The 22,286-nt window shown below is 67.3% G+C and carries 16 protein-coding genes; 9 read left to right on the top strand and 7 right to left on the bottom strand.

The window, feature by feature from the left end; all coding sequences use genetic code 11:
• Positions 1 to 123 precede the first annotated feature (123 nt).
• Complete coding sequence (rpsB, locus tag DIE15_RS09970) at positions 124 to 864, bottom strand: 30S ribosomal protein S2 (RefSeq protein ID WP_006752149.1); 741 nt, start codon at positions 862 to 864, stop codon at positions 124 to 126.
• 378 nt (positions 865 to 1,242) lie between these two features.
• Between rpsB and map the strand changes: the two genes are divergently transcribed.
• Genes map through DIE15_RS09950 form a run of 3 tightly spaced genes read left to right on the top strand, consistent with a single transcriptional unit; the run spans position 1,243 to position 6,388 of the window.
• Positions 1,243 to 2,058, top strand: coding sequence for a type I methionyl aminopeptidase (gene map, locus DIE15_RS09960; protein WP_012328760.1), 816 nt, complete (start codon positions 1,243 to 1,245; stop codon positions 2,056 to 2,058).
• 51 nt (positions 2,059 to 2,109) lie between these two features.
• The gene (locus DIE15_RS09955; protein ID WP_124833111.1) at positions 2,110 to 4,686 is read left to right on the top strand and encodes a [protein-PII] uridylyltransferase; all 2,577 of its coding nucleotides are present in this window, start codon (positions 2,110 to 2,112) and stop codon (positions 4,684 to 4,686) included.
• 16 nt (positions 4,687 to 4,702) lie between these two features.
• The gene (locus tag DIE15_RS09950; RefSeq protein WP_124833110.1) at positions 4,703 to 6,388 is read left to right on the top strand and encodes a pseudouridine synthase; all 1,686 of its coding nucleotides are present in this window, start codon (positions 4,703 to 4,705) and stop codon (positions 6,386 to 6,388) included.
• A gap of 106 nt (positions 6,389 to 6,494) precedes the next feature.
• Here DIE15_RS09950 and def read toward each other — a convergent pair whose 3' ends face one another.
• The 5 genes from def to DIE15_RS09925 form a co-directional block, all read right to left on the bottom strand.
• The gene (gene def / locus DIE15_RS09945) at positions 6,495 to 7,028 is read right to left on the bottom strand and encodes a peptide deformylase (protein ID WP_057929783.1); all 534 of its coding nucleotides are present in this window, start codon (positions 7,026 to 7,028) and stop codon (positions 6,495 to 6,497) included.
• Positions 7,025 to 9,100 carry an NAD-dependent DNA ligase LigA gene (gene ligA, locus DIE15_RS09940; protein ID WP_057929782.1) on the bottom strand — a complete coding sequence of 692 codons (2,076 nt, stop codon included), beginning with the start codon at positions 9,098 to 9,100 and terminating at the stop codon, positions 7,025 to 7,027. The genes def and ligA overlap by 4 nt, the downstream gene beginning before the upstream one ends.
• Positions 9,101 to 9,270: 170 nt before the next feature.
• Positions 9,271 to 10,563, bottom strand: coding sequence for a cell division protein ZipA C-terminal FtsZ-binding domain-containing protein (locus tag DIE15_RS09935; protein ID WP_124833109.1), 1,293 nt, complete (start codon positions 10,561 to 10,563; stop codon positions 9,271 to 9,273).
• A gap of 85 nt (positions 10,564 to 10,648) precedes the next feature.
• Positions 10,649 to 14,161 (bottom strand): chromosome segregation protein SMC, encoded by a 3,513-nt coding sequence (gene smc, locus DIE15_RS09930; RefSeq protein ID WP_124833108.1) that lies wholly within the window; start codon positions 14,159 to 14,161, stop codon positions 10,649 to 10,651.
• A 139-nt stretch (positions 14,162 to 14,300) separates the two neighbouring features.
• Positions 14,301 to 15,242, bottom strand: coding sequence for a DMT family transporter (locus DIE15_RS09925; protein ID WP_057929779.1), 942 nt, complete (start codon positions 15,240 to 15,242; stop codon positions 14,301 to 14,303).
• 159 nt (positions 15,243 to 15,401) lie between these two features.
• Here DIE15_RS09925 and dapC point away from each other — a divergent pair, with 159 nt between their 5' ends.
• From dapC to cls, 6 genes are all read left to right on the top strand, one after another.
• Positions 15,402 to 16,634, top strand: a complete 1,233-nt coding sequence (dapC, locus tag DIE15_RS09920; RefSeq protein WP_057929778.1) for a succinyldiaminopimelate transaminase — start codon at positions 15,402 to 15,404, stop codon at positions 16,632 to 16,634.
• A 43-nt stretch (positions 16,635 to 16,677) separates the two neighbouring features.
• A complete protein-coding gene (dapD, locus tag DIE15_RS09915; RefSeq protein WP_006478479.1) occupies positions 16,678 to 17,505 on the top strand; it encodes a 2,3,4,5-tetrahydropyridine-2,6-dicarboxylate N-succinyltransferase in 828 nt (275 codons plus the stop codon).
• Positions 17,505 to 17,873 (top strand): ArsC family reductase, encoded by a 369-nt coding sequence (locus DIE15_RS09910; RefSeq protein ID WP_057929777.1) that lies wholly within the window; start codon positions 17,505 to 17,507, stop codon positions 17,871 to 17,873. The genes dapD and DIE15_RS09910 overlap by 1 nt, the downstream gene beginning before the upstream one ends.
• A 90-nt stretch (positions 17,874 to 17,963) precedes the next feature.
• Positions 17,964 to 19,103 carry a succinyl-diaminopimelate desuccinylase gene (dapE, locus tag DIE15_RS09905; RefSeq protein WP_057929776.1) on the top strand — a complete coding sequence of 380 codons (1,140 nt, stop codon included), beginning with the start codon at positions 17,964 to 17,966 and terminating at the stop codon, positions 19,101 to 19,103.
• Between the two features lie 12 nt (positions 19,104 to 19,115).
• Positions 19,116 to 20,024, top strand: coding sequence for a 50S ribosomal protein L3 N(5)-glutamine methyltransferase (gene prmB / locus DIE15_RS09900; protein WP_057929775.1), 909 nt, complete (start codon positions 19,116 to 19,118; stop codon positions 20,022 to 20,024).
• Positions 20,025 to 20,137: 113 nt separating this feature from the next.
• Positions 20,138 to 21,577 (top strand): cardiolipin synthase, encoded by a 1,440-nt coding sequence (gene cls, locus DIE15_RS09895; RefSeq protein WP_057929774.1) that lies wholly within the window; start codon positions 20,138 to 20,140, stop codon positions 21,575 to 21,577.
• Between the two features lie 124 nt (positions 21,578 to 21,701).
• Here cls and DIE15_RS09890 read toward each other — a convergent pair whose 3' ends face one another.
• On the bottom strand, positions 21,702 to 22,181 hold the full coding sequence (locus DIE15_RS09890; protein WP_057929773.1) for a glutathione peroxidase: 480 nt from the start codon (positions 22,179 to 22,181) through the stop codon (positions 21,702 to 21,704).
• Between the last annotated feature and the right edge of the window lie 105 nt (positions 22,182 to 22,286).

Genomic DNA, 22,286 nt, shown 5'->3' with positions numbered 1-22,286 from the left:
TGGACGCGAACGGCCGAAAATCGTTTCCGGACCCGCACCGATTCGGCGCGATCAGGTCCGGCGCACAAGCTTAAAAAAAGGGGGCCTGTTGAGAGCCCCCTTTTTGCGCCGGCTCGGGGCCAGTTACGCGTTTTCCTCGACGTACTCGTCGTCGCCACGCGCTGCCTGGACCACTTCGTTGACCGCGTTCGCACGGCCTTCCAGGATCGCATCGGCCACGCCTTCGGCGTACAGCGCGACTGCCTTGCTCGAGTCGTCGTTACCCGGGATCACGTAGTCCACACCTTCCGGCGAGTGGTTCGTGTCGACCACGGCGATGACCGGCACGCCCAGCTTGTTCGCTTCCGTGACGGCGATCTTGTGGTAGCCGACGTCGACGACGAAGATTGCGTCCGGAATGCCGCCCATGTCCTTCACGCCGCCGATCGACTTCTGCAGCTTGGCGATTTCGCGTTCGAACAGCAGCGCTTCCTTCTTGCTCATCTTCTCGAGCTCGCCTGCCTCGACTGCCGCTTCCATGTCCTTCAGGCGCTTGATCGAAACCTTCAGCGTCTTGAAGTTGGTCATCATGCCGCCGAGCCAGCGTGCGTTGACGAACGGCATGCCCGCGCGCTGCGCTTCCTGGGCGATCGTGTCACGCGACTGGCGCTTCGTGCCGACGAACAGGATCGTGCCGCGGTTCGCTGCCAGCTGGCGCACGTACTTCTGTGCGTCCGTGAACATCGGCAGCGTCTTTTCGAGGTTGATGATGTGAATCTTGTTGCGGTGACCGAAAATGAACGGAGCCATCTTCGGGTTCCAGAAGCGCGTCTGGTGACCGAAGTGGACACCCGCTTCCAGCATTTGGCGCATCGTGACTGCCATGTAAATTCTCCACGAGGGTTGGGTCTTAAGCCGGCTGCCGTACCGCCGCGCGAACGTGCCCGAAGGGCCCTCGTTCCGCGCGGCCGGCACCCTGGTTGCGCCGGCTTGCGATTCGGCACGTGCGGAAATGCCCGTGCCGCAAGCCTTTCATCGCCATGCCGCCCCAAAACGGGGCATGTTCGGCATTTGGATGTCGACTTAGCCAAAGAGTATAGCATGCCGATTTGTCGGCTCTCAAGTCGCCCACCACTTTCGCTTGCCGCGCGGCAGCCGGCCGGACAATCCGCGAAAACCCGCATCGGCACCGCCGGCAGGGGCTGCGAGGCCCGCCATAAGGTGCGATAATCCGTCAATTCACCGCATTCCAGGCATACCTCGATGGCTATTACGCTCAAAAACGAACACGACATCGCCGAGATGCGCGTCGCCTGCCGTCTCGCGAGCGAAGTGCTCGACTTCATCACGCCGCACGTCGTCGCGGGCGTCACGACCGCCGAACTCGACCGGCTCTGTCACGAATTCATGCTCAACGAGCAGGGCACGATCCCCGCGCCGCTGAATTATCAGCCGCCCGGCTATCCGCCGTACCCGAAAGCGACCTGCATCTCGGTCAACGACGTGATCTGCCACGGCATCCCGGGCGAGAAGGTGATCAAGAACGGCGACGCGCTGAACATCGACATCACCGTGATCAAGAACGGCTACTTCGGCGACACCAGCCGGATGTTCATCGTCGGCGAAGGCTCGATCCTCGCGAAACGCCTCGTGCAGACCACCTACGAGTGCATGTGGCTCGGCATTGACCAGGTCAAGCCCGGTGCACACCTCGGCGACATCGGCTACGCGATCCAGAAGCACGCGGAAGCACAGGGCTACAGCGTCGTGCGCGAATACTGCGGCCACGGCATCGGCACGGTGTTCCATGAAGATCCGCAGGTCGTCCACTACGGCCGTCCGGGCACCGGCATCGAGCTGAAGGCCGGGATGATCTTCACGATCGAGCCGATGATCAACGCCGGCAAGCGCGACATCCGCACGATGCCCGACCAGTGGACGGTCAAGACGCGCGACCGCAGCCTGTCCGCGCAATGGGAGCACACGGTACTCGTCACCGAGACGGGCTACGAGGTGCTGACCGTGTCGGCAGGCACGCCGGCACGCCCGGTGTTCGCACAACCGGCCGCCGCGGTTTGAGCGCCGTCGCGCCAGCCCGCCCTGCCCGCCCCCTGACCTGAACCGCCACCCATGAGCGCTCACGCCGCCCCCTCGCCCGACGCGCTGTCGCGGCGCGCCGAATTCAAGGCCGCCAAGGTCGACATGCTCGAGCGCTTTCGCAGCGCGACGAACGTCGCGTCGCTGATGCATGCGTTGTCGAAACTCACCGACGATGCGCTCAAGCGCGTATGGGACGACTGCGGGCTGCCCGCGACGCTCACGCTCGTCGCCGTCGGCGGCTACGGGCGCGGCGAGCTCGCACCCCACTCCGACGTCGACATCCTCGTGCTGCTGCCCGATGCGCACGACCCGGCGCTCGACGCGCGCATCGAGCGCTTCATCGGGATGGCATGGGATCTCGGCCTCGAGATCGGCAGCAGCGTGCGCACGGTCGCGCAATGCATCGAGGAAGCGTCGCAGGACGTCACCGTGCAGACCTCGCTGCTCGAAGCGCGCCGCATCGTCGGCAGCACCGCGCTGTTCGAGCGCTTCACCGTGCGGTATCACGAGGCACTCGACGCGCGCGCGTTCTTCACCGCAAAGGTGCTCGAGATGCGCCAGCGCCACGCGAAGTTCCAGGACACGCCCTACAGCCTCGAGCCGAACGTGAAGGAAAGCCCGGGCGGCCTGCGCGACCTGCAGACGATCCTGTGGATCGCGCGCGCGGCCGGCTTCGGCAGCAGCTGGCGCGAGCTGGACACGCGCGGGCTCATCACCGAGCGCGAGGCGCGCGAGCTGCGCCGCAACGAAGGATTCCTGAAGACGCTGCGCGCGCGGCTGCACGTGATCGCCGGCCGCCGCCAGGACATGCTCGTGTTCGACCTGCAGACGCAGGCCGCCGAGAGTTTCGGCTACCGGCCGACGCAAGCCAAGCGCGCGAGCGAGCAGCTGATGCGCCGCTACTACTGGGCCGCGAAGGCAGTCACGCAGCTCGCGACGATCCTGATCCAGAACATCGAGGCGCAACTGTTCCCCGCGACGAGCGGCATCACGCGCGTGCTGTCGCCCGATCGCTTCGTCGAGAAGCAGGGCATGCTCGAGATCGTCGACGACGGCGTATTCGAACGTCATCCCGATGCGATCCTCGAAGCGTTCCTGCTGTACGAAGCGACCCGCGGCGTGAAGGGCCTGTCCGCCCGTACGCTGCGCGCGCTGTACAACTCGCGCGAGATCATGAACAACACGTGGCGGCGCGATCCGCAGAACCGCCGCACGTTCATGCAGATCCTGCAGCAGCCCGAAGGCATCACGCATGCATTCCGGCTGATGAACCAGACGAGCGTGCTCGGCCGCTACCTGTTGAATTTCCGCCGCATCGTCGGCCAGATGCAGCACGACCTGTATCACGTGTACACGGTCGACCAGCACATCCTGATGGTGCTACGCAACATCCGCCGTTTCGCGGTGGCCGAACATGCGCACGAATACCCGTTCTGCAGCCAGCTGATCGGCAATTTCGAGCGCCCGTGGGTGCTGTACGTCGCGGCGCTGTTCCACGACATCGCGAAAGGCCGCGGCGGCGACCACTCGACGCTCGGGATGGCGGACGCGCGGCGCTTCTGCCGCGAGCACGGGATCGCCGGCGACGACGCGGCGCTGATCGTATGGCTCGTCCAGCATCACCTGACGATGAGCCAGGTCGCACAGAAGCAGGACACGAGCGATCCGGAAGTCATCAAGCGCTTCGCCGATGTCGTCGGCAACGAACGGTACCTCACCGCGCTCTACCTGCTGACCGTAGCCGATATCCGCGGCACGAGCCCGAAGGTATGGAACACGTGGAAGGGCAAGCTGCTGGAGGACCTGTACCGCATCACGCTCGCGGTGCTCGGCGGCGCCAACCCCGACGCGCATTCGGAACTGAAATCGCGGCAGGAGCAGGCGCTTGCGCTGCTGCGCCTCGAAACCGTGCCCGACGACGCACACCGCGCGCTGTGGGATCAGCTCGACGTCGGCTTCTTCCTGCGTCACGATGCAGCCGACATCGCATGGCAGACGCGCGTGCTGTACCGGCACGTGAACGCCGAGACCGCGATCGTGCGCGCGCGGCCGTCGCCGATCGGCGACGCGCTGCAGGTGCTCGTGTACGTGAAGGACCGCCCCGACCTGTTCGCGGGCATCTGCGCGTACTTCGACCGCAACGGCCTGTCGGTGCTCGATGCGCGCGTCAGCACCACGCGGCACGGCTATGCGCTCGACAACTTCATCGTCACGCAGACCGAAAGCGACGTGCGCTACCGCGACATCGCGAATCTCGTCGAACAGCAGCTCGCCACGCGCCTTGCCGATACCGCATCACTGCCCGAGCCGTCCAAGGGTCGCCTGTCGCGGCTGTCCCGGACGTTTCCGATCACGCCGCGCGTCGACCTCCGGGCCGACGAGCGCGGCCAGTACTACATCCTGTCCGTGTCCGCCAACGACCGGCCGGGCCTTCTCTATTCGATCGCGCGCGTACTGGCCGAGCATCAGGTCGGCGTCCACGCGGCGCGGATCAATACGCTCGGCGAACGCGTCGAGGATATCTTCCTGCTCGACGGTGCCGGCCTGTCCGACAACCGCCTGCAGATCCAGCTCGAAACCGAATTGCTGCGCGCGATCGCAGTCTGAATGAATCCCAGCGTTTATGCGCACCAAATTGACCGTCAAGAATCCGCGGCCGGCGTCGCCGACCCGCGCACCCGTCCGCTCCGGCAGCCTCGTCGCCCGCAAGGCGGTGCGCCCCGCCGCGCCGCCCGCAGGGGACAAGCCGGCTCGCCCGAAGAAGGCGTCCCCGGCCGCCGCCGGCGAACGCATGTTCAAGCCCCGCACTGCCGCGGGCGCCGAGCGCCCGGGCGCGGATCGCGCACCGGCCAAGCGTGCGCCGCGTGACGGCGGTGCCGAACGTGGCTATCGCGGCGCTGACGGCAAACCCGATGCGCGACCGCGTCGCGCAGGTTCCAGCGAAGGCGGCGCACGTGCGCCGTATCGAGACAAGGCAGCCGGCGAAGGCGCGAAGCGCAGCTTCGGTGATCGCCGTACGTCGTCGGATCGCCCGCCCCGCCGCAGCGACGACGATGCTCGGCCGCGTCGCGCAGGTTCCAGTGAAGGCGGTGCACGCGCACCGTATCGAGACAACGCAGCCGGCGAAGGCGCGAAGCGCAGCTTCGGTGATCGCCGTACGTCGTCGGATCGCCCGGCACGCCGCGATGACGACGTACGTCCGCGTCGTGCAGGTGCCAGCGAAGGCGGCGCACGCGCACCCTATCGCGACAACGCCGGCGGCGAAGGCGCAAAGCGCAGCTTCGGCGACCGCCGCACGTCGTCGGATCGCCCGGCACGCCGCGATGACGATGCACGTCCGCGTCGCGCAAGTGCCAGCGAAGGTGGCGCACGCGCGCCCTATCGCGACAAGGCAGCCGGGTACGGCGAAAAGCGCAGCTTCGGCGATCGCCCGGCTCGCCCCGCACGCGACGGCGAGCGCAGCAGCACCGAGCGTCGCTCGAGCGGTACCGCGCTGAAAACCGCACAACCGGTCAAACGCCGCGCCGCCGACATCGATCACGGCGATGAAACCGGCCTGATGCGCCTGTCGAAGCGCATGTCGGAACTTGGCCTGTGCTCGCGCCGCGAAGCCGACGAATGGATCGAAAAGGGCTGGGTGCTCGTTGACGGCGAACGCATCGACACGCTCGGCACCAAGGTCCGTCCGGACCAGAAGATCGAGATCGACGAGCGCGCGAGCGCCGCGCAGGCCGCACAAGTGACGATCCTGCTGCACAAGCCGGTCGGCTATGTGTCGGGTCAAGCGGAAGACGGCTACGAGCCCGCGTCGGTGTTGATCACGCGCGCGAACCAGTGGAGCGGCGACCGCTCGCAGGTACGCTTCTCACCGCAACACCTGCACGCGCTCGCGCCGGCCGGCCGGCTCGACATCGATTCGACCGGCCTGCTCGTGCTGACGCAGAACGGCCGGATCGCGAAGCAGCTGATCGGCGAGCAATCGGATATCGACAAGGAGTACCTGGTGCGCGTGCGCTTCGGCGAACGGCTGATCGACATCGACCAGCACTTCCCCGCGGAATCGCTCGCGAAGCTGCGCCACGGCCTCGAACTCGACGGCGTCGCGCTGAAGCCTGCGATGGTGAGCTGGCAAAACGGCGAACAGTTGCGTTTCGTGCTGCGTGAAGGCAAGAAGCGCCAGATCCGCCGGATGTGCGAACTGGTCGGTCTCGAAGTGATCGGCCTGAAGCGCGTGCGGATGGGCCGCGTGATGCTCGGCGCGCTGCCGCAAGGACAATGGCGCTACCTGTCGGCCGACGAGTCGTTCTGACATCGGGCACGCACCGCGTGCCACGCAATGAAAAAGCCCGCGCAAGCGGGCTTTTTCATTTCCGGTACGACGACGGCGCGCAACCTGGCGCAGCGCCGCGTGCCGGTCAGTCGTCGTCGGTCGGATCGAGCCCCGGGAACAGCACCTCGGTGAAGCCGAAGCGCGTGAAGTCGGTGATCCGCATCGGATATAGCTTGCCGATCAGGTGATCGTATTCGTGCTGGACGACCCGCGCATGGAAGCCTTCGGCGACGCGATCGATCTTCGCGCCGAACTGGTCGAAACCGCTGTAGCGCACCTTCGCATAGCGGCTGACGACGCCGCGCATGCCAGGCACCGACAGACAACCTTCCCAGCCCTCTTCCATGTCCGGCGGCATGTACTCGAGCTTCGGGTTGATCAGCACCGTCTCGGGTACGGGCGGTGCGTCCGGATAGCGGTTGTTGCTGCCGAAGCCGAAGATAATGAGCTGCAGCCCGATGCCGATCTGCGGCGCGGCAAGCCCGGCGCCGTTCGCGTGATGCATCGTCTCGAACATGTCCGCGACGATCTCGTGCAGTTCGGGGGTATCGAACCGCTCGACCGGCTTGGCGACTTCGAGCAGGCGCGGATCGCCCATCTTCAGGATCTCGCGAATCATGGCGTGTTGCCCTCCAGGAGTTGGTGCAGTCCGTCTTCGTCCAGTACGGGGATGCCGAGTTCCTCGGCCTTCGCGAGCTTGCTGCCGGCTTCGGCGCCCGCGACCACGTAATCCGTCTTCTTCGATACCGAGCCCGAGACTTTCGCGCCCGCCGCTTCGAGCATCTCCTTCGCCGCGTCACGCGTGAGCGTAGGCAGCGTGCCCGTCAGCACGACCGTCTTGCCGGCCAGCACGCCCTGCGGCGCCTTCGGCGCGGGCGGGCCTTCGGGCCATGTGACCTTGCCGGGCGCGCGCAGCTGCTCGATCACGGTGCGGTTGTGCTCTTCCGCGAAGAACTGGTGAAGCGACTCGGCCACGATCGGCCCGACGTCGTTCACTTCGAGCAGTTCCTCGATCGACGCGTCCATGATTGGGGTCAGCGACCCGAAATGCTTCGCGAGATCCTTCGCGGTCGATTCGCCGACATGGCGGATCCCGAGCCCGTAGATGAAGCGCGCGAGCGTCGTGTGCTTCGCCTTCTCGAGCGAGTCGAGCAGATTCTGCGCGGACTTCTCGGCGAACCGGTCGAGTTCCGCGAGCGTCGCGAAACCAAGATTGAACAGATCGGCCGGCGTGCGCACGAGATTCAATTCGACGAGCTGATCGATGATCTTTTCGCCCAGGCCGTCGATGTCGAGCGCGCGGCGCTGCGCGAAGTGCCACAGCGCCTGCTTGCGCTGCGCCGGGCAGAACAGGCCGCCCGTGCAACGCGCGATCGCCTCGTCCGGCAGCCGCTCGATCTTCGAGCCGCACACCGGGCATTCGGTCGGCATCACGAACTCGGCCGCGCCTTCCGGACGGCGGTCGAGCAACGCACCGACGACTTCGGGGATCACGTCGCCTGCGCGCCGCACGATCACCGTATCGCCGATCCGGATGTCCTTGCGGCGCACTTCGTCCTCGTTGTGCAGCGTCGCGTTGGTCACCGTCGCGCCGCCGACGAACACGGGTTCGAGCCGCGCGACCGGTGTGATCGCACCCGTGCGGCCAACCTGCACGTCGATCGCAACGAGCTTCGTCAGCGCTTCCTGCGCGGGGAACTTGTGCGCGAGCGCAAAGCGTGGCGCGCGCGACACGAAACCGAGGCGGTCCTGCTCGTCGCGCCGGTTCACCTTGTAGACGACGCCGTCGATGTCGTACGGCAGCGACTCGCGCTTCTCGCCGATCTTGCGGAAGAAGCCGAGCAATCCGTCGGCGCCGTACACGACCGCGCGCTCGCGGTTCACCGGCAGGCCGAGCGACTCGTACCAGTCGAGCAGCGCGCTGTGCGTGTCCGGCATCGGCATCCCGTCGAGCACGCCGATCCCGTATGAAAAGAACGACAGCGGACGCTGCGCGGTGATCTTCGGATCGAGCTGGCGCAGGCTGCCGGCCGCCGCGTTGCGCGGGTTCGCGAATTCGCGCTGCTCGGCCGCGCGCTGGCGTTCGTTCAGGCGTGCGAAGTCACGCTTGAACATCAGCACCTCGCCGCGCACGTCGAGCACGGCCGGCACGTGTGCACCCTTCAGCTTCAGCGGGATCGAGCGGATCGTGCGGACGTTCTCCGTCACGTCCTCGCCGGTCGTTCCGTCGCCGCGCGTCGACGCCTGCACGAACACGCCCTGCTCGTAGCGCAGCGAGATCGCGAGCCCGTCGAACTTCAGCTCACATGCGTATTCGACGGGGTCCGTCACCGAGCCGGCAAGATCGGTCGTCTTGTCGAGCGCATCGGCGACCCGCTTGTCGAACGCGGCGATGTCCTCGTCGGCGAAGCCGTTGTTCAGCGACAGCATCGGCGCGTCATGAACGACCGGTGTGAAACCGTTCGCCACTTCGCCGCCGACGCGCTGCGTCGGCGAATCGGGCGTCACGAGGTCGGGATGAGCGGTTTCGAGTTGCTGCAGCTCGCCAAACAATCGATCGTATTCGGCGTCGGGCAGATCCGGCTGGTCGAGCACGTAATAGGCGTAATTCGCGCGCTCGAGTTGGTCGCGCAGCCACGCGGCACGCGCGTCGGGCTGGCTGGCTGGCGGTTCGGCTTGGGTTCGGGCCATGCTGGCGGCAGTTTCGTTCTGAAAAATCGGATGTTCGATTATCTCAGTTTGACGCCGCAACGGCGACTCGCAATGCGTGCCGCACGGCCCCTCGCGGCACACACAGGGGGCGTGTGTGCGGCACTGCAGCGACGGGCGGCGGCACCGCATGCCGCCGCCCGCAACACGCGTTACTGGCTGAAGAGGCGGCGCGTGACCGGCGAGCCGGCCGGGATGCCGGCCTCCTCGAGCTTCGCGTACAGCTTCATCAACTGCTGATCGATCGCGACCAACGTCGATTCCGGCAGCGGCCGGCGCGAATCGTCGACGACCCGCGCACCGATCCGCTCGGACAGCGACTTCGCGTAGTCGCACATCAGCCGGAACGGCAGGATATCCTCTTCGGCGACCGGCACGTCGAGCACCAGCGTGATCATGTTGCCGCCCTTGTACGTCAGGTCGTCGCGCAGGAAGTTCGTGTCGCCGAACTGCAGCATGAACACGGGGTTCTGCTTCGCGTCGAGCTTCACGAAACGCGTGCCGTCGCGCGACAGCAGCAGCCCGTCCTGGGAAGCGACGGCCTGCACGTAGTTCGCCGACCACGGCGCGCCGTCCGACATCACGTTGATCGACAGCTGCGCGTCGCACTGCGCGGCAAAGCCGTCGAGCTCGCGCGCCATCGAGACCGTCTCCATCATGTCCGGGAATTCGGGTGCGCCGTCGATTGCATCGGCGAACTGCTGGACGCCGGTCACGAATTCGGAGAATTCAAGCTCGTTGAGCGCGCCGCTGCGGTTCGCTAGCTGGGCGGCCGCGCGCAGCTCTTCATAGCGCACGCCGTTCTGCAGCAGCTCCCACTGGCCGCCTTCCGGCTTGCCTTCGATATGCACGGGCTTGCTGCCCGCTCGGCGCAGCCGCTGCGCGGCCGGCAGGATCTTGTCGCCCGGCAGCGACCCGCCGAGGCGAATCGGCACGATGCAGTCGATCCGGCGGTCGACGATTGCGGGCGGCGCCGACGAAATCGTCGTCGCGGCCGGCAGCACGGGTTCGGGCGTTTCGTTCGATGCGTCGGCGGCCGGCGCGTCCTGTGCGGCGGCGACCGCCCCTTCGTCGACGGACTGCTCGGCCGCCTCGGTCGATTCCGGCTGTATGTCGACCCCGGTGGCCTCGGCCTGCAGATCGGCCGGCATGTCGGCAGGCGCCGCACCGCCGAAGGTCGGCTCGACGCGCGCGGCTTCGGCCGGCGCGCTCGCGGCGGCGGCGGGTGCCGGCGCCGCGGGTTCGCGGCGCACGGGCTGGCGCACCGGCTCGATGAACGGCTGCTCATCGTCGCGCTCGGGGCGATTCATCGCCTCGGCCGTCTCTTCCGGCATCGGGCGCGGCATCCTGCGCCGCACCTTCGCACCCTGCCACGCGTTGTAGACCACGACGCCGCCCACCACGACGGCGCCCGCGCCGATCAAACCGAGTGTCAACTCGTCCATGCACGCTCCATCAGCAATTCTTTTTCGTCGGACTCGCGAACGGGCGCCCATGCGCCGCGCGAACGCGGTCCGGTTTCTTCAAACGTCAATTCTGGGCAAAACCCGCGGCGGTTTCCATGTCCACCGCCACGATCCGCGACACGCCCTGCTCCTGCATCGTCACGCCGATCAGTTGCTGCGCCATCTCCATCGCGATCTTGTTGTGCGAGATGAAGAGGAACTGCGTCTTGTCGGACATCGCGCGCACGAGATTCGCGAAACGCTCGGTGTTCGCGTCGTCGAGCGGCGCGTCGACCTCGTCGAGCAGACAGAACGGTGCCGGATTCAGCTGGAACATCGCGAACACCAGTGCGGTGGCGGTCAGTGCCTTCTCGCCACCCGACAACAGGTGGATGGTCGCGTTCTTCTTGCCCGGCGGCTGCGCCATCACCTGCACGCCCGCATCGAGGATCTCGTCGCCCGTCATGATCAGCTTCGCCTGACCGCCGCCGAACAGGCGCGGGAACAGATCGCTGAAGTGACGGTTGACCTCGTCGAAGGTGCCCTGCAGCAACGTGCGGGTTTCCTGATCGATCTTGTGGATCGCGTCCTCGAGCGTCGTGATCGCGTCGGTCAGGTCGGCCGACTGCGCATCGAGGAACACCTTGCGCTCGCTCGCGGCCTTCAGCTCGTCGAGCGCGGCCATGTTCACCGGGCCCAGCGCGTTGATCGCGTTGTTCAGGCGCGTGACCTCGCCCTGCAGGTACGACGGTTTCAGGTCCGGCGTCAGCTTCTCGCGCAGCGCTTCCTCGTCGACCTCGGCCGCCGTGAGCTGCTCGGCAAACTGCTCGACGGACAGGCGCGCGGCCTGCTCCTTCAGCTGCAGCTCGGTGATGCGGTCGCGCAGCGGCTGCAGCGAACGCTCGGCGACGAGACGCTGCTCGTCCGATGCGCGCAGCTTCGCGGTCAGGTCGTCGAGTTCGATCCGTGCGGCCTGCAGCGCCTCTTCCTTCACCGCGCGGATTTCGAGCGCATCCTGCAGGCCCGTGTGCGCGGTCTGCTCGTTGATCGTTTCGAGTTCGGCACGCGCGTCTTCCAGCGACGCGGCGACGCGCTCGCTCTGCTCGTGCGCGACCTGGATGCTGCGCTTGAGCTCATCGATCCGCGTGACCGCGTTGCGCGCGGCGAAGCGCGCGTCGTTCGCGCCACGCTCGAGGTCGCGCGCTTCCTGGCGCGCCTGCGTCAGCGATTCGTCGAGCGCTTCGAACGCGAGCTGGTTGTCCTCGAAGCGCGCCTGCAGTTCCGCGAGTTCGCCGTCGAAGCGCTCGAAGTTCGCTTCCGACTCCGCACGCAGTGCACGCTGCTCGTCGATCTGCGCACCGATTTCCTCGAGTTCCTCGCGGATCTGCGTGCTGCGCTGCGTGTAGCGTTCATGTGCCTGCGCGAGCTTCAGCACGTCCATCTGCAGCGCGTGCACGCGCTGCGTCGCGCGTTCGGCCTGCGCGCGCACGTCGCCGAGCGCCTGCGCGGCCTGCGTGTGGGCGGCTTCCGCCCGCACCGCGGCCGTGCGGGCCTCGTCGGCGAGCAGCGCCTGCGCACGCACCTGGCGCGTCAGGTTCTCGATCTCCTGCTGGCGGGCCAGCATCCCGGCCTGCTCCGAGTCGGCCGCGTACAGTTGCACGCCGACACGCGTAACGATGTGGCCGGCCTTCACGACGAACGCACCGCCTGCCGGCAGCTGCGCGCGCATCGCGAGCGCCTGCGCGATGTCGTCGGCGACGTACACGTTGCCGAGCCAGTCGTTCAGCACCGCACGGATGCCCGCATCGTCGATGCGCACGAGCGACAGCACCGGGCGCAGCCCGGCCACGGCGGCAGGCGGCTCACCGGCCGCGGGCGGCGCATAGAACGCGAGCTTCGCGGGCGGCGCATCGGTCGCGAACGCCTTCACCCAGTCGAGATTCGACACTTCGAGTGCGGCGAGCCGCTCGCGCAGCACGGCCTCGAGCGCCGCTTCCCAGCCCGCTTCGACATGCAGCTTCTTCCACAGGCGCGGCAGCGCGCCGAGCTCGTGCTTGTCGAGCCACGGCTGGATCTTGCCTTCGGTCTGCACGTTCTCCTGCAGCTGCTTGAGTGCGGCGAGCCGTGCCTCGAGCTGGTGGATCTGCGCGCTTTCGGCCTGCACGCGCTCCTGCGCGGCACGGCGTTCGCCATCGAGGCGCGGCAGCGCTTCCTGCGCATCGGCAAGGCGTGCCTGTGCTTCGGCGAGAATCTCTTCCTGCTCGGCGAGCTGCATGCGCAACTCTTCGAGCTGCGCTTCATCTGGTGCGTCGAGCCCGCCCGCCTCGGACTTCAGGCGCTCATGACGCTGCTGGAGCTGCTGGAGCTGCTGGTCGGCATTGCGCTGGTGCGCGGCCTCGAGCTTCAGCGACTGTTCGGTCTGCGCGATCCGCGCGCGCTCATCGTTGAGCTGCGCCTGCGCATCGCGCCATTTCGCCTCGAGCGCCGGCAGCGCGTCGTGCTTCGCGGCTGCGTTGTCTTCCGCGAGCGCGGCCTTCTCGTCGGCCATCGCGCGCGTCTCTTCGGCTTCCTCGAGCTCGTCCTGCGCCTTCTCGGCCTGCGCGCGCCATTGCTCGCGCTGTGCGTTCAACGCGGCGATCTGCGCCTGCACGCGGTTGCGCGATTCGACGATGAACTTGATCTCGGCCTCGAGGCGGCTCACTTCGGCGTTCGCTTCATAGAGCGCGCCCTGCGCGCCCTGCATCGCGTCGCTCGCCGAGTAATGCGCGACCCGCAGCGTCTCGAGCTGCGACTCGACCTCACGCAGCTTCGCCGTCTGCGCCTCGAGGTCGATCTGCGCCTGCTCGATCGCGCGCTGCTGCTTCTGCTGCTCGCCCGCGGCCTCGTTCTTGCGCAGCAGCCACAACAGGCGCTGCTTCTCCTCGCCGTCGGCGACGAGTTCCTTGTACTTGGTGGCCACGACGGCCTGCGCCTCGAGCTTCTCGAGGTTCGCGCCGAGCTCGCGGACGATGTCCTCGACGCGCGTCAGGTTCTCGCGCGTATCGTGCAGGCGGTTCTCGGTCTCGCGACGGCGTTCCTTGTACTTCGACACGCCCGCGGCTTCTTCGAGGAACACGCGCAGCTCTTCCGGCTTCGCCTCGATGATCCGCGCGATCATGCCCTGCCCGATGATCGCGTACGCACGCGGCCCGAGGCCCGTGCCGAGGAAGATGTCCTGGATGTCGCGGCGGCGTGCCGGCAGGTTGTTGATGTAGTAGCTCGACGTGCCGTCGCGCGTCAGCACGCGCTTCACGGCGATCTCGCCGTACTGGCCCCACTGCCCGGCCGCGCGGCCGTCGGAGTTGTCGAAGATCAGTTCCACGCTGGCCCGGCTGCCGGGCTTGCGGGCGGTCGAGCCGTTGAAGATCACGTCCTGCATCGACTCGCCGCGCAGCTCGGACGCGCGCGACTCGCCGAGCACCCAGCGCACGGCATCGATGATGTTGGACTTGCCGCACCCGTTCGGGCCCACCACGCCGACAAGCTGGCCCGGAACCTGGAAATGCGTGGGATCGACAAAGGATTTGAAGCCAGCGAGTTTGATCGAGCTCAGACGCACGGCGGTATCGGATGTGAAGAAGGTGTGAAACGGACGGGGCCGCGACGCGCGAGGCCGGACGGCCCATGCGCGCGATGCGCCCCGGAATTCAAAAGCGGGGCCGTGCGCATACAGCGTTGGGCCCCGCAAACGGCTTCCATCATACCATCGCGCGTGCGCCGTCCCGCCCGCCGCCGGGTTTGCCCGGTGCCGGCGCGGCACGATGGACCCGGCTCGACAGCAGCGTCGCCAGCACGATGCACGCGCCGCCCGCCCACTCGCGCGCGCTCGGCAACTCGTTCGCGAACACCCACGCCGACAGCGCGGTGATCACGATCTCGAACAGCATGATGATCGACGCGCGGTTCGCCGGCACGCGCGCAAGCCCGTATTGCACGAGCAGGTTGTTCGCGGCCATCGTCACGCCGATCGCCACGATGATCAGTGCGGCCATGCCAAGCTGCCCGCCCGCCGGCGCGACCGGCCACCCTTCGAACAGCGACGCGATCGCGCCGAACACGGCCGCGCCGCCGAACAGCGTCGCCGTGCGCATCTCGGCGCGCATCTCAGGCAACTCGCGGCTCGCCTTGATCACGAGCACATTGCTCATCGCGAAACTCAGGCCGGCAGCGAGCCCCGCCCATTCGGCCGGATTGGCCGGCAGCGGCACGCCGAGCTTCGGCGACCACAGCATCAGCATCGCGCCGCCGATCGACAGCGCAGCCAGCCCCGCGCCGGCCCAGGTCAGCCGCTCGCGCAGCAGGAAATGCGCGTAGATCGCGGTCCATGCCGGGGTCAGGTAGAACAGCAGCATCACGCGCAGCACCTCGCCGTGGATCGTGCCCCACACGAAGCCGAGGTTGGTCACGCCCGCCGTGATCGCGATGCCCGGCAGCACCCAGTGCCAGCGCAGCGTCGCGATCGTGCGATGCCGCACGACGATCACGAACAGGAACGCGACCGTGCTCGTCAGCGCGCTCGCCAGCGTACCGGTGAGACCGAGCGATGCAAGAATCCGCAGCGGATACCAGATCAGGCCCCATACCGAAGCGCCGATCAGGATGGCCAGCGTCGGCAGGCTGCCGCGTACCGCGTTATTCATTTGGTTCGATACCCTTTATTCGACCGGCCCGGCCGCCGTTCCGGCGGGCCGTGACCGCATTGCGTCACGCTATAATCGTCCGCTGCGAGCCGCGCGCCGTCGGCGCCCGCTCGCAGCCGTGCGGCACCTGCGCCGCCCCTTTCGCTCCAACCGGCCGCGATGGCCGCTTCGCCCGTGAACCCTCGACTCGACTCGCTCCAGCCCTATCCCTTCGAAAAGCTGCGCGCCCTGTTCAAGGACGTGACGCCCGCTTCCGGCCTGAAACCGATCAGCTTCGGCATCGGCGAGCCCAAGCACCCGACGCCGGCGCTGATCCGCGACGCCGTGGTGGCCGCGCTCGACGGCCTCGCGTCGTACCCGGCCACGGCCGGCTCGGACGCGCTGCGCACGTCGATCGCGCACTGGCTCGAACGCCGCTACGGGCTGCCGGCGATCGATCCGGCCACCCAGGTGCTGCCCGTGTCGGGGTCGCGCGAGGCGCTGTTCTCGCTCGCGCAGACGGTGATCGACGCGCGCGAACGCGCGGACGGCAAGAAAGCGATCGTACTCTGTCCGAATCCTTTCTATCAAATTTACGAAGGCGCGGCGCTGCTGGCCGGTGCCGAACCCTATTTCGCGAACAGCGACCCGGCGCGCAACTTCGCGTGCGACTATGCGGCCGTGCCCGATGAAGTCTGGGCGCGCACCCAGCTGCTGTACGTGTGCTCGCCGGGCAACCCGACAGGCGCCGTGCTGACGCTCGACGACTGGCGCGAACTGTTCGCACTGTCCGACCGCCACGGTTTCGTGATCGCATCCGACGAGTGCTACTCCGAAATCTATTTCGACGAAGTAGCGCCGCCGCTCGGTGGCCTCGAGGCCGCGCACCGCCTCGGCCGCGGCTTCGAGCGCCTCGTGATGCTGTCGAGCCTGTCGAAGCGCTCGAACGTGCCGGGCATGCGCTCGGGTTTCGTCGCCGGCGACGCCGCGCTGCTGAAGAAATTCCTGCTGTACCGCACGTACCACGGCGCCGCGCTGTCGCCGGTTTGGCAGCACGCGAGCATCGCCGCGTGGAACGACGAGGCACACGTGCGCGAGAACCGCGCGCTGTATCTGCAGAAGTTCAACACGGTCACGCCGATGCTAGCCGACGTGATCGACGTGAAGCTGCCCGACGCCGCGTTCTACCTGTGGGCCAACGTCGCGCGCACCGGCCTGTCGGACACCGAGTTCGCCCGCCGCCTGTACGCCGACTATAATGTGACGGTTCTGCCCGGCTCGTACCTCGCGCGCGACGCGCACGGCACGAACCCGGGCCGCGATTTCATCCGGATCGCGCTCGTCGCGGGCACCCCCGAATGCGTCGAGGGCGCGCAACGCATCGTCGATTTCTGCCGGTCTCTCGCGCGGTAATCGTCCATCCGATCAATTCCATCCATCTCCTGCGAAAACGAACATGTCGCAACAACTTCAGCAAATCATCGATACCGCCTGGGAAAACCGCGCCGAGCTGTCGCCGAAGGCCGCACCGGCCGACGTCCGCGAAGCCGTCGCGCACGCGATCGAGCAACTCGACAAAGGCGCGCTGCGCGTTGCCGAGAAGATCGACGGCAACTGGACCGTGCACCAGTGGCTGAAGAAGGCCGTGCTGCTGTCGTTCCGCCTGGAGGACAACGCGCCGATGCCGGCCGGCGGCTACTCCCAGTTCTACGACAAGGTGCCGTCGAAGTTCGCGAACTACACGGCTGAAGACTTCGCCGCGGGCGGCTTCCGCGTCGTGCCGCCGGCCATCGCGCGCCGCGGCTCCTTCATCGCGAAGAACGTCGTGCTGATGCCGTCGTACACCAACATCGGCGCATACGTCGACGAAGGCACGATGGTCGACACGTGGGCTACGGTCGGTTCGTGCGCGCAGATCGGCAAGAACGTGCACCTGTCGGGCGGCGTCGGCATCGGCGGCGTGCTCGAGCCGCTGCAGGCAAACCCCGTCATCATCGAAGACAACTGCTTCATCGGCGCGCGCTCGGAAGTCGTCGAAGGCGTGATCGTCGAGGAAAACTCGGTGATCTCGATGGGCGTGTACCTCGGCCAGAGCACGAAGATCTACGATCGCGAGACGGGCGAAGTCAGCTACGGCCGCATCCCGGCCGGCTCGGTCGTCGTCGCTGGCAACCTGCCGTCGAAGGACGGCTCGCACAGCCTGTACTGCGCCGTGATCGTGAAGAAGGTCGACGCGAAGACCCGCGCGAAGGTCGGCCTGAACGAGCTGCTGCGAGGCGACTGATGGCCAAGCCGCGCACCGTGGTCGTCTACGGCATTCCGAACTGCGACACCGTGAAGAAGGCCCGCGTGTGGCTCGACGATCATGGCATCGAGTTCGAGTTCCACGACTTCAAGAAGCTCGGCGTCAGCGCCCCGCTCGTCGAAGACTGGCTGAAGGACGTGTCGCTCGATGCGCTCGTGAACAAGCGCGGCACGACGTGGCGCGGCCTGGACGACGCCATGAAGGCGGCCGCGGAAACGAAATCCGGCGCGGTCGCGCTGATGATCCACAAGCCGTCGGTCATCAAGCGTCCCGTGCTCGTCGTCAACGGCCGCGTGAAATCGCTCGGCTTCGTGGCCGATCAGTACGCGGCGCTGTTTGCCGCCTAGGGCCGCCTGCGCTGCGCCCGTGGGCGCAACCCGACGTCTCATCGCTGCCGGCCACCGCGCCGGCATTTTTTATCGAAAGTGGTCCGAACCATGTCCGCCACCCTAGCCCTTACCGAACAGCTGATCACCCGCGCGTCCGTCACGCCCGACGATCAGCATTGCCAGCAGATCATGACCGAGCGCCTCGCCGCGCTCGGCTTCGAATGCGAGACCATCGCGTCGCACGGCGTGACCAACCTGTGGGCCGTCAAGCGCGGCACCGACGGCCGCGACGGCAAGCTGCTCGCATTCGCGGGCCACACCGACGTCGTACCGACCGGCCCGCTCGAGCAGTGGACCTCGCCGCCGTTCATCCCCGCGCATCGCGACGGCAAGCTGTACGGCCGCGGCGCGGCCGACATGAAGACGTCGCTCGCGGCATTCGTCGTCGCCTCCGAGGAATTCGTCGCGGCCCACCCCGGCCACCGCGGCGCGATCGCGTTCCTGATCACGAGCGACGAGGAAGGCCCGGCCACCGATGGCACCGTGAAGGTCGTCGACCTGCTCGAAGCGCGCGGCGAACGCCTCGACTACTGCATCGTCGGCGAGCCGACCTCGACCACGGAACTCGGCGACGTCGTAAAGAACGGCCGCCGCGGTTCGATGTCGGGCGAGCTGATCGTCAAGGGCGTGCAGGGCCACATCGCGTACCCGCACCTCGCGAAGAACCCGATTCACCTGCTCGCGCCGGCACTTGCCGAGCTCGCCGCCGAACAGTGGGACGAAGGCAACGAATACTTCCCGCCGACCACCTGGCAGGTGTCGAACCTGCACGCGGGCACCGGCGCGACCAACGTGATCCCCGGCCACGCGGACCTGATGTTCAACTTCCGCTTCTCGACGGCGAGCACCGTCGAGGGCCTGCAGGCGCGCGTGCATGCGATCCTCGACAAGCACGGCCTCGAATACACGCTGAAGTGGTCGGTGAGCGGCCTGCCGTTCCTCACGCCGCGCGGCGACCTGTCGAACGCGCTCGAGAACGCGATCCGCGCCGAGACCGGCCTCACGACCGAGCTGTCGACGACGGGCGGCACGTCCGACGGACGCTTCATCGCGCGTATCTGCCCGCAGGTGATCGAGTTCGGCCCGCCGAACGGCAGCATCCACAAGATCGACGAGCACATCGACGTGCGCTTCGTCGACCCGCTGAAGAACGTGTACCGCCGCGTGCTCGAACAACTGATCGCCTGACGGAGCCCTCGCATGACGACACCTTTTGCAACTGTTCGCGACCTGCTGCGCTATGCGGTCACGCGCTTCTCGAAGGCGAAGCTCGCGTTCGGCCACGGCTCGGACAACGCGTACGACGAAGCCGCCTACCTCGTGCTGCACACGCTCGATCTGCCGCTCGACACGCTCGAGCCGTTCCTCGACGCCCGCCTGCTGCCCGATGAAATCGCAGCCGTGCTCGCGGTGATCGAACGACGCGCGACGGAACGCGTGCCGGCCGCCTACCTCACGCACGAAGCGTGGATGCACGGGCACCGCTTCTACGTCGACGAACGCGTGATCGTGCCGCGCTCGTTCATCGGCGAGCTGCTCGACGACGGGCTGCAGCCGTATGTCGCCGACCCCGAGCAGGTCGGCGCGGTGCTCGAGCTGTGCACCGGCTCGGGCTGCCTCGCGATCCTCGCGGCCAGCGCGTTCCCGAATGCCGAGATCGATGCGGTCGACCTGTCCGACAAGGCACTCGAAGTCGCCGAGATCAACGTGCGCGACTACGGCCTCGACGATCGGATCACGCTGCATCGCGGTGACCTCTACGCGCCGCTGCCCGAGTTCCGCACGCAACCCGACGCGCGCTACGACGTGATCCTGACGAACCCGCCGTACGTGAACGCAACGTCGATGGCGGCCCTCCCGCCCGAGTACCGGCACGAGCCGGAGATGGCGCTCGCGGGCGGCGACGACGGGATGGATATCGTGCGGCGAATCATCGAGCAAGCGCACAAGTGGCTGCATGACGACGGCGTGCTCGTCGTCGAGATCGGCAACGAGCGCGAGCACGTCGAAGCCGCGTTCGGCGGCCTCGAACTCACGTGGCTGCCCACCAGCGCGGGCGACGACACCGTGTTCCTGATCCAGGCGTCGGACCTGCCGCGCAAGGCCTGACGGCGCGCCGCGACCGAACCGTGCGGTACGGCACACCGCTGTCCCGCACGGTTCGGTAAGATGCGCGTAGGCGGCCGTCGCGCCGCACGACTTCAGGAGTCCGTCACGCGCCTATGACCCTCGACTGGCTACATCTCGGCACCCTGATCCTGGCCATCCATGTGCTCGGGATCATCGCGGCGTGTCACGCGATCATGAACACGCGCACGTCGCAAGGCGCGATCGCGTGGGCCGTGTCGCTCGCCGCGATGCCGTACCTGACGCTCATCCCCTACCTGTTCCTCGGTCGCAGCAAGTTTTCCGGCTACGTCGACGCGCGACGCCACGAGATGGAAGCGTTGCGCACGCACACGCCGCGCGCGCGGTGGCTCGATGCGGACGCAAGCGACGGTCCGGCCGCCGACGCGCTCGGCCGGACCGCCGTGCTCGCGCTCACGCGGCTCGGCGGGATGCCGTTCGTCGGCGGCAATGCCGTGCGCACGCTGGTAAACGGCGATGCGACCTTCTCGGCGATCCTGTCGGCGATCGACGCCGCGCGCGATTATGTGGTCGTCCAGTTCTTCATCGTGCGCGACGACGCGCTCGGCCAGATGCTGCGCGATGCGCTCCTCGCGCGCGCGGCAGCCGGCGTGCGCTGCTACCTGCTGTACGACAGCATCGGCAGCTTCGACCTGCCGCACAGCTACGTCGACACGCTGCGCCGCGGCGGCGTCGAGGTCCATCCGTTCGCGACCCACCGCAAGTTCGTCAATCGCTTCCAGCTCAACTTCCGCAACCATCGCAAGATCGTCGTCGTCGACGGCAATCGCGCGTTCGTCGGCGGACACAACGTCGGCGTCGAGTACCTCGGCGCGAACCGGCGCCTGTCGCCGTGGCGCGACACCCATATCGAGATCCGCGGCCCGGTGGTCGCGAGCATTCAGTACGTGTTCGCCGAAGACTGGCACTGGGCCACGCAGACGCTGCCGCCGCTCGCCGCGCCGCCGGAGGCACTGCCCGACGACGCGATGCATTGCCTCGCCGTGCCGATGGGGCCGGCCGACAAGCAGGAAACCGGCTCGCTGTTCTTCGTCGAAGCGATCAACGCCGCGCGGGAACGGGTGTGGATCACGACGCCGTATCTCGTGCCCGACGAAGCGGTGATCGCCGCGCTGAAGCTCGCGGTGATGCGCGGCGTCGACGTGCGCATCCTGATCCCGAGCCGGCGCGATCACTACGTCGTGTTCGAGGCGTCCAAACTCTATGCGCGCGATCTCGTCGACGCAGGCGTCAAGGTGTACCGCTACCGGCCCGGCTTCCTGCACCAGAAAGTCGTGCTGATCGACCGCATCGCGGCCGCGATCGGCAGCGCAAATCTCGACAACCGCTCGTTCCGGCTGAACTTCGAAATCATGGTGCTGACCGTCGATCGCACGTTCGCCGGCGAGGTCGAGGCGATGCTCGACGCCGATTTCGCGCAGGCCTACGAGGTCGATGCGAACGAGTATCGACACTCGCCCGCGTGGCGGCGCATCGCGATGCACGTCGCGCGGCTGTTCGCACCGATCCTTTAGCGCTCACGCGAGCACCGGCCGCGCACCGCCAGCCGGCATGCCGGCGCACGCTTTCGCACCGTTCGGCCCGGCGCCGCGGTCACGACCGGTTCGATCCGGACGACCCGCCCGCCGCTTCACGGCGTTACAGCAACTTGTCGATATCCGCGGCGATTTCCTCGGGCTTCGTCGACGGCGCATAGCGCTTGACGATCCGCCCGTCGCGGTCGACCAGGAATTTCGTGAAATTCCACTTGATTGCCTTGAGGCCCAGGATGCCGGGCGCCTCGTCGGTCAGGTAGCGGTACAGCGGATGCGCGTGGTCGCCCTTCACGTCGATCTTCGCGAACATCGGGAACGTGACGCCGTAATTGCGCTCGCAGAACGCGCCGATCTGCGTTGCGTCGCCCGGCTCCTGCTTGCCGAACTGGTTGCACGGAAAGCCGAGCACGACGAAACCGCGCGCCGCGTACTGGTCGTACAGCTTCTGCAAACCCGCATACTGCGGCGTGAAACCGCACTCGCTCGCGGTATTGACGATCAGCAGCACCTGGCCGCGATACGCATCGAGCGACGCCGGCTCACCGGCGAGCGTCTCCGCGCTGAACGAATACAGGGTGGACATCGGGCACTCCTTTTACGAAACCGGATCGACGTCGAGTCTAGGCGAAATCGCGCCGTTGCGGCACCGGCCGTTCGGCCGAATATCCGGGGCGACGCGCGCGCAGTC

Source organism: Burkholderia sp. Bp9031 (assembly GCF_003857965.1).
Classification (GTDB): domain Bacteria; phylum Pseudomonadota; class Gammaproteobacteria; order Burkholderiales; family Burkholderiaceae; genus Burkholderia; species Burkholderia ambifaria_A.
Note: the sequence above shows the minus strand (reverse complement) of the source record. Positions and strands in the feature narration are given on the sequence as shown.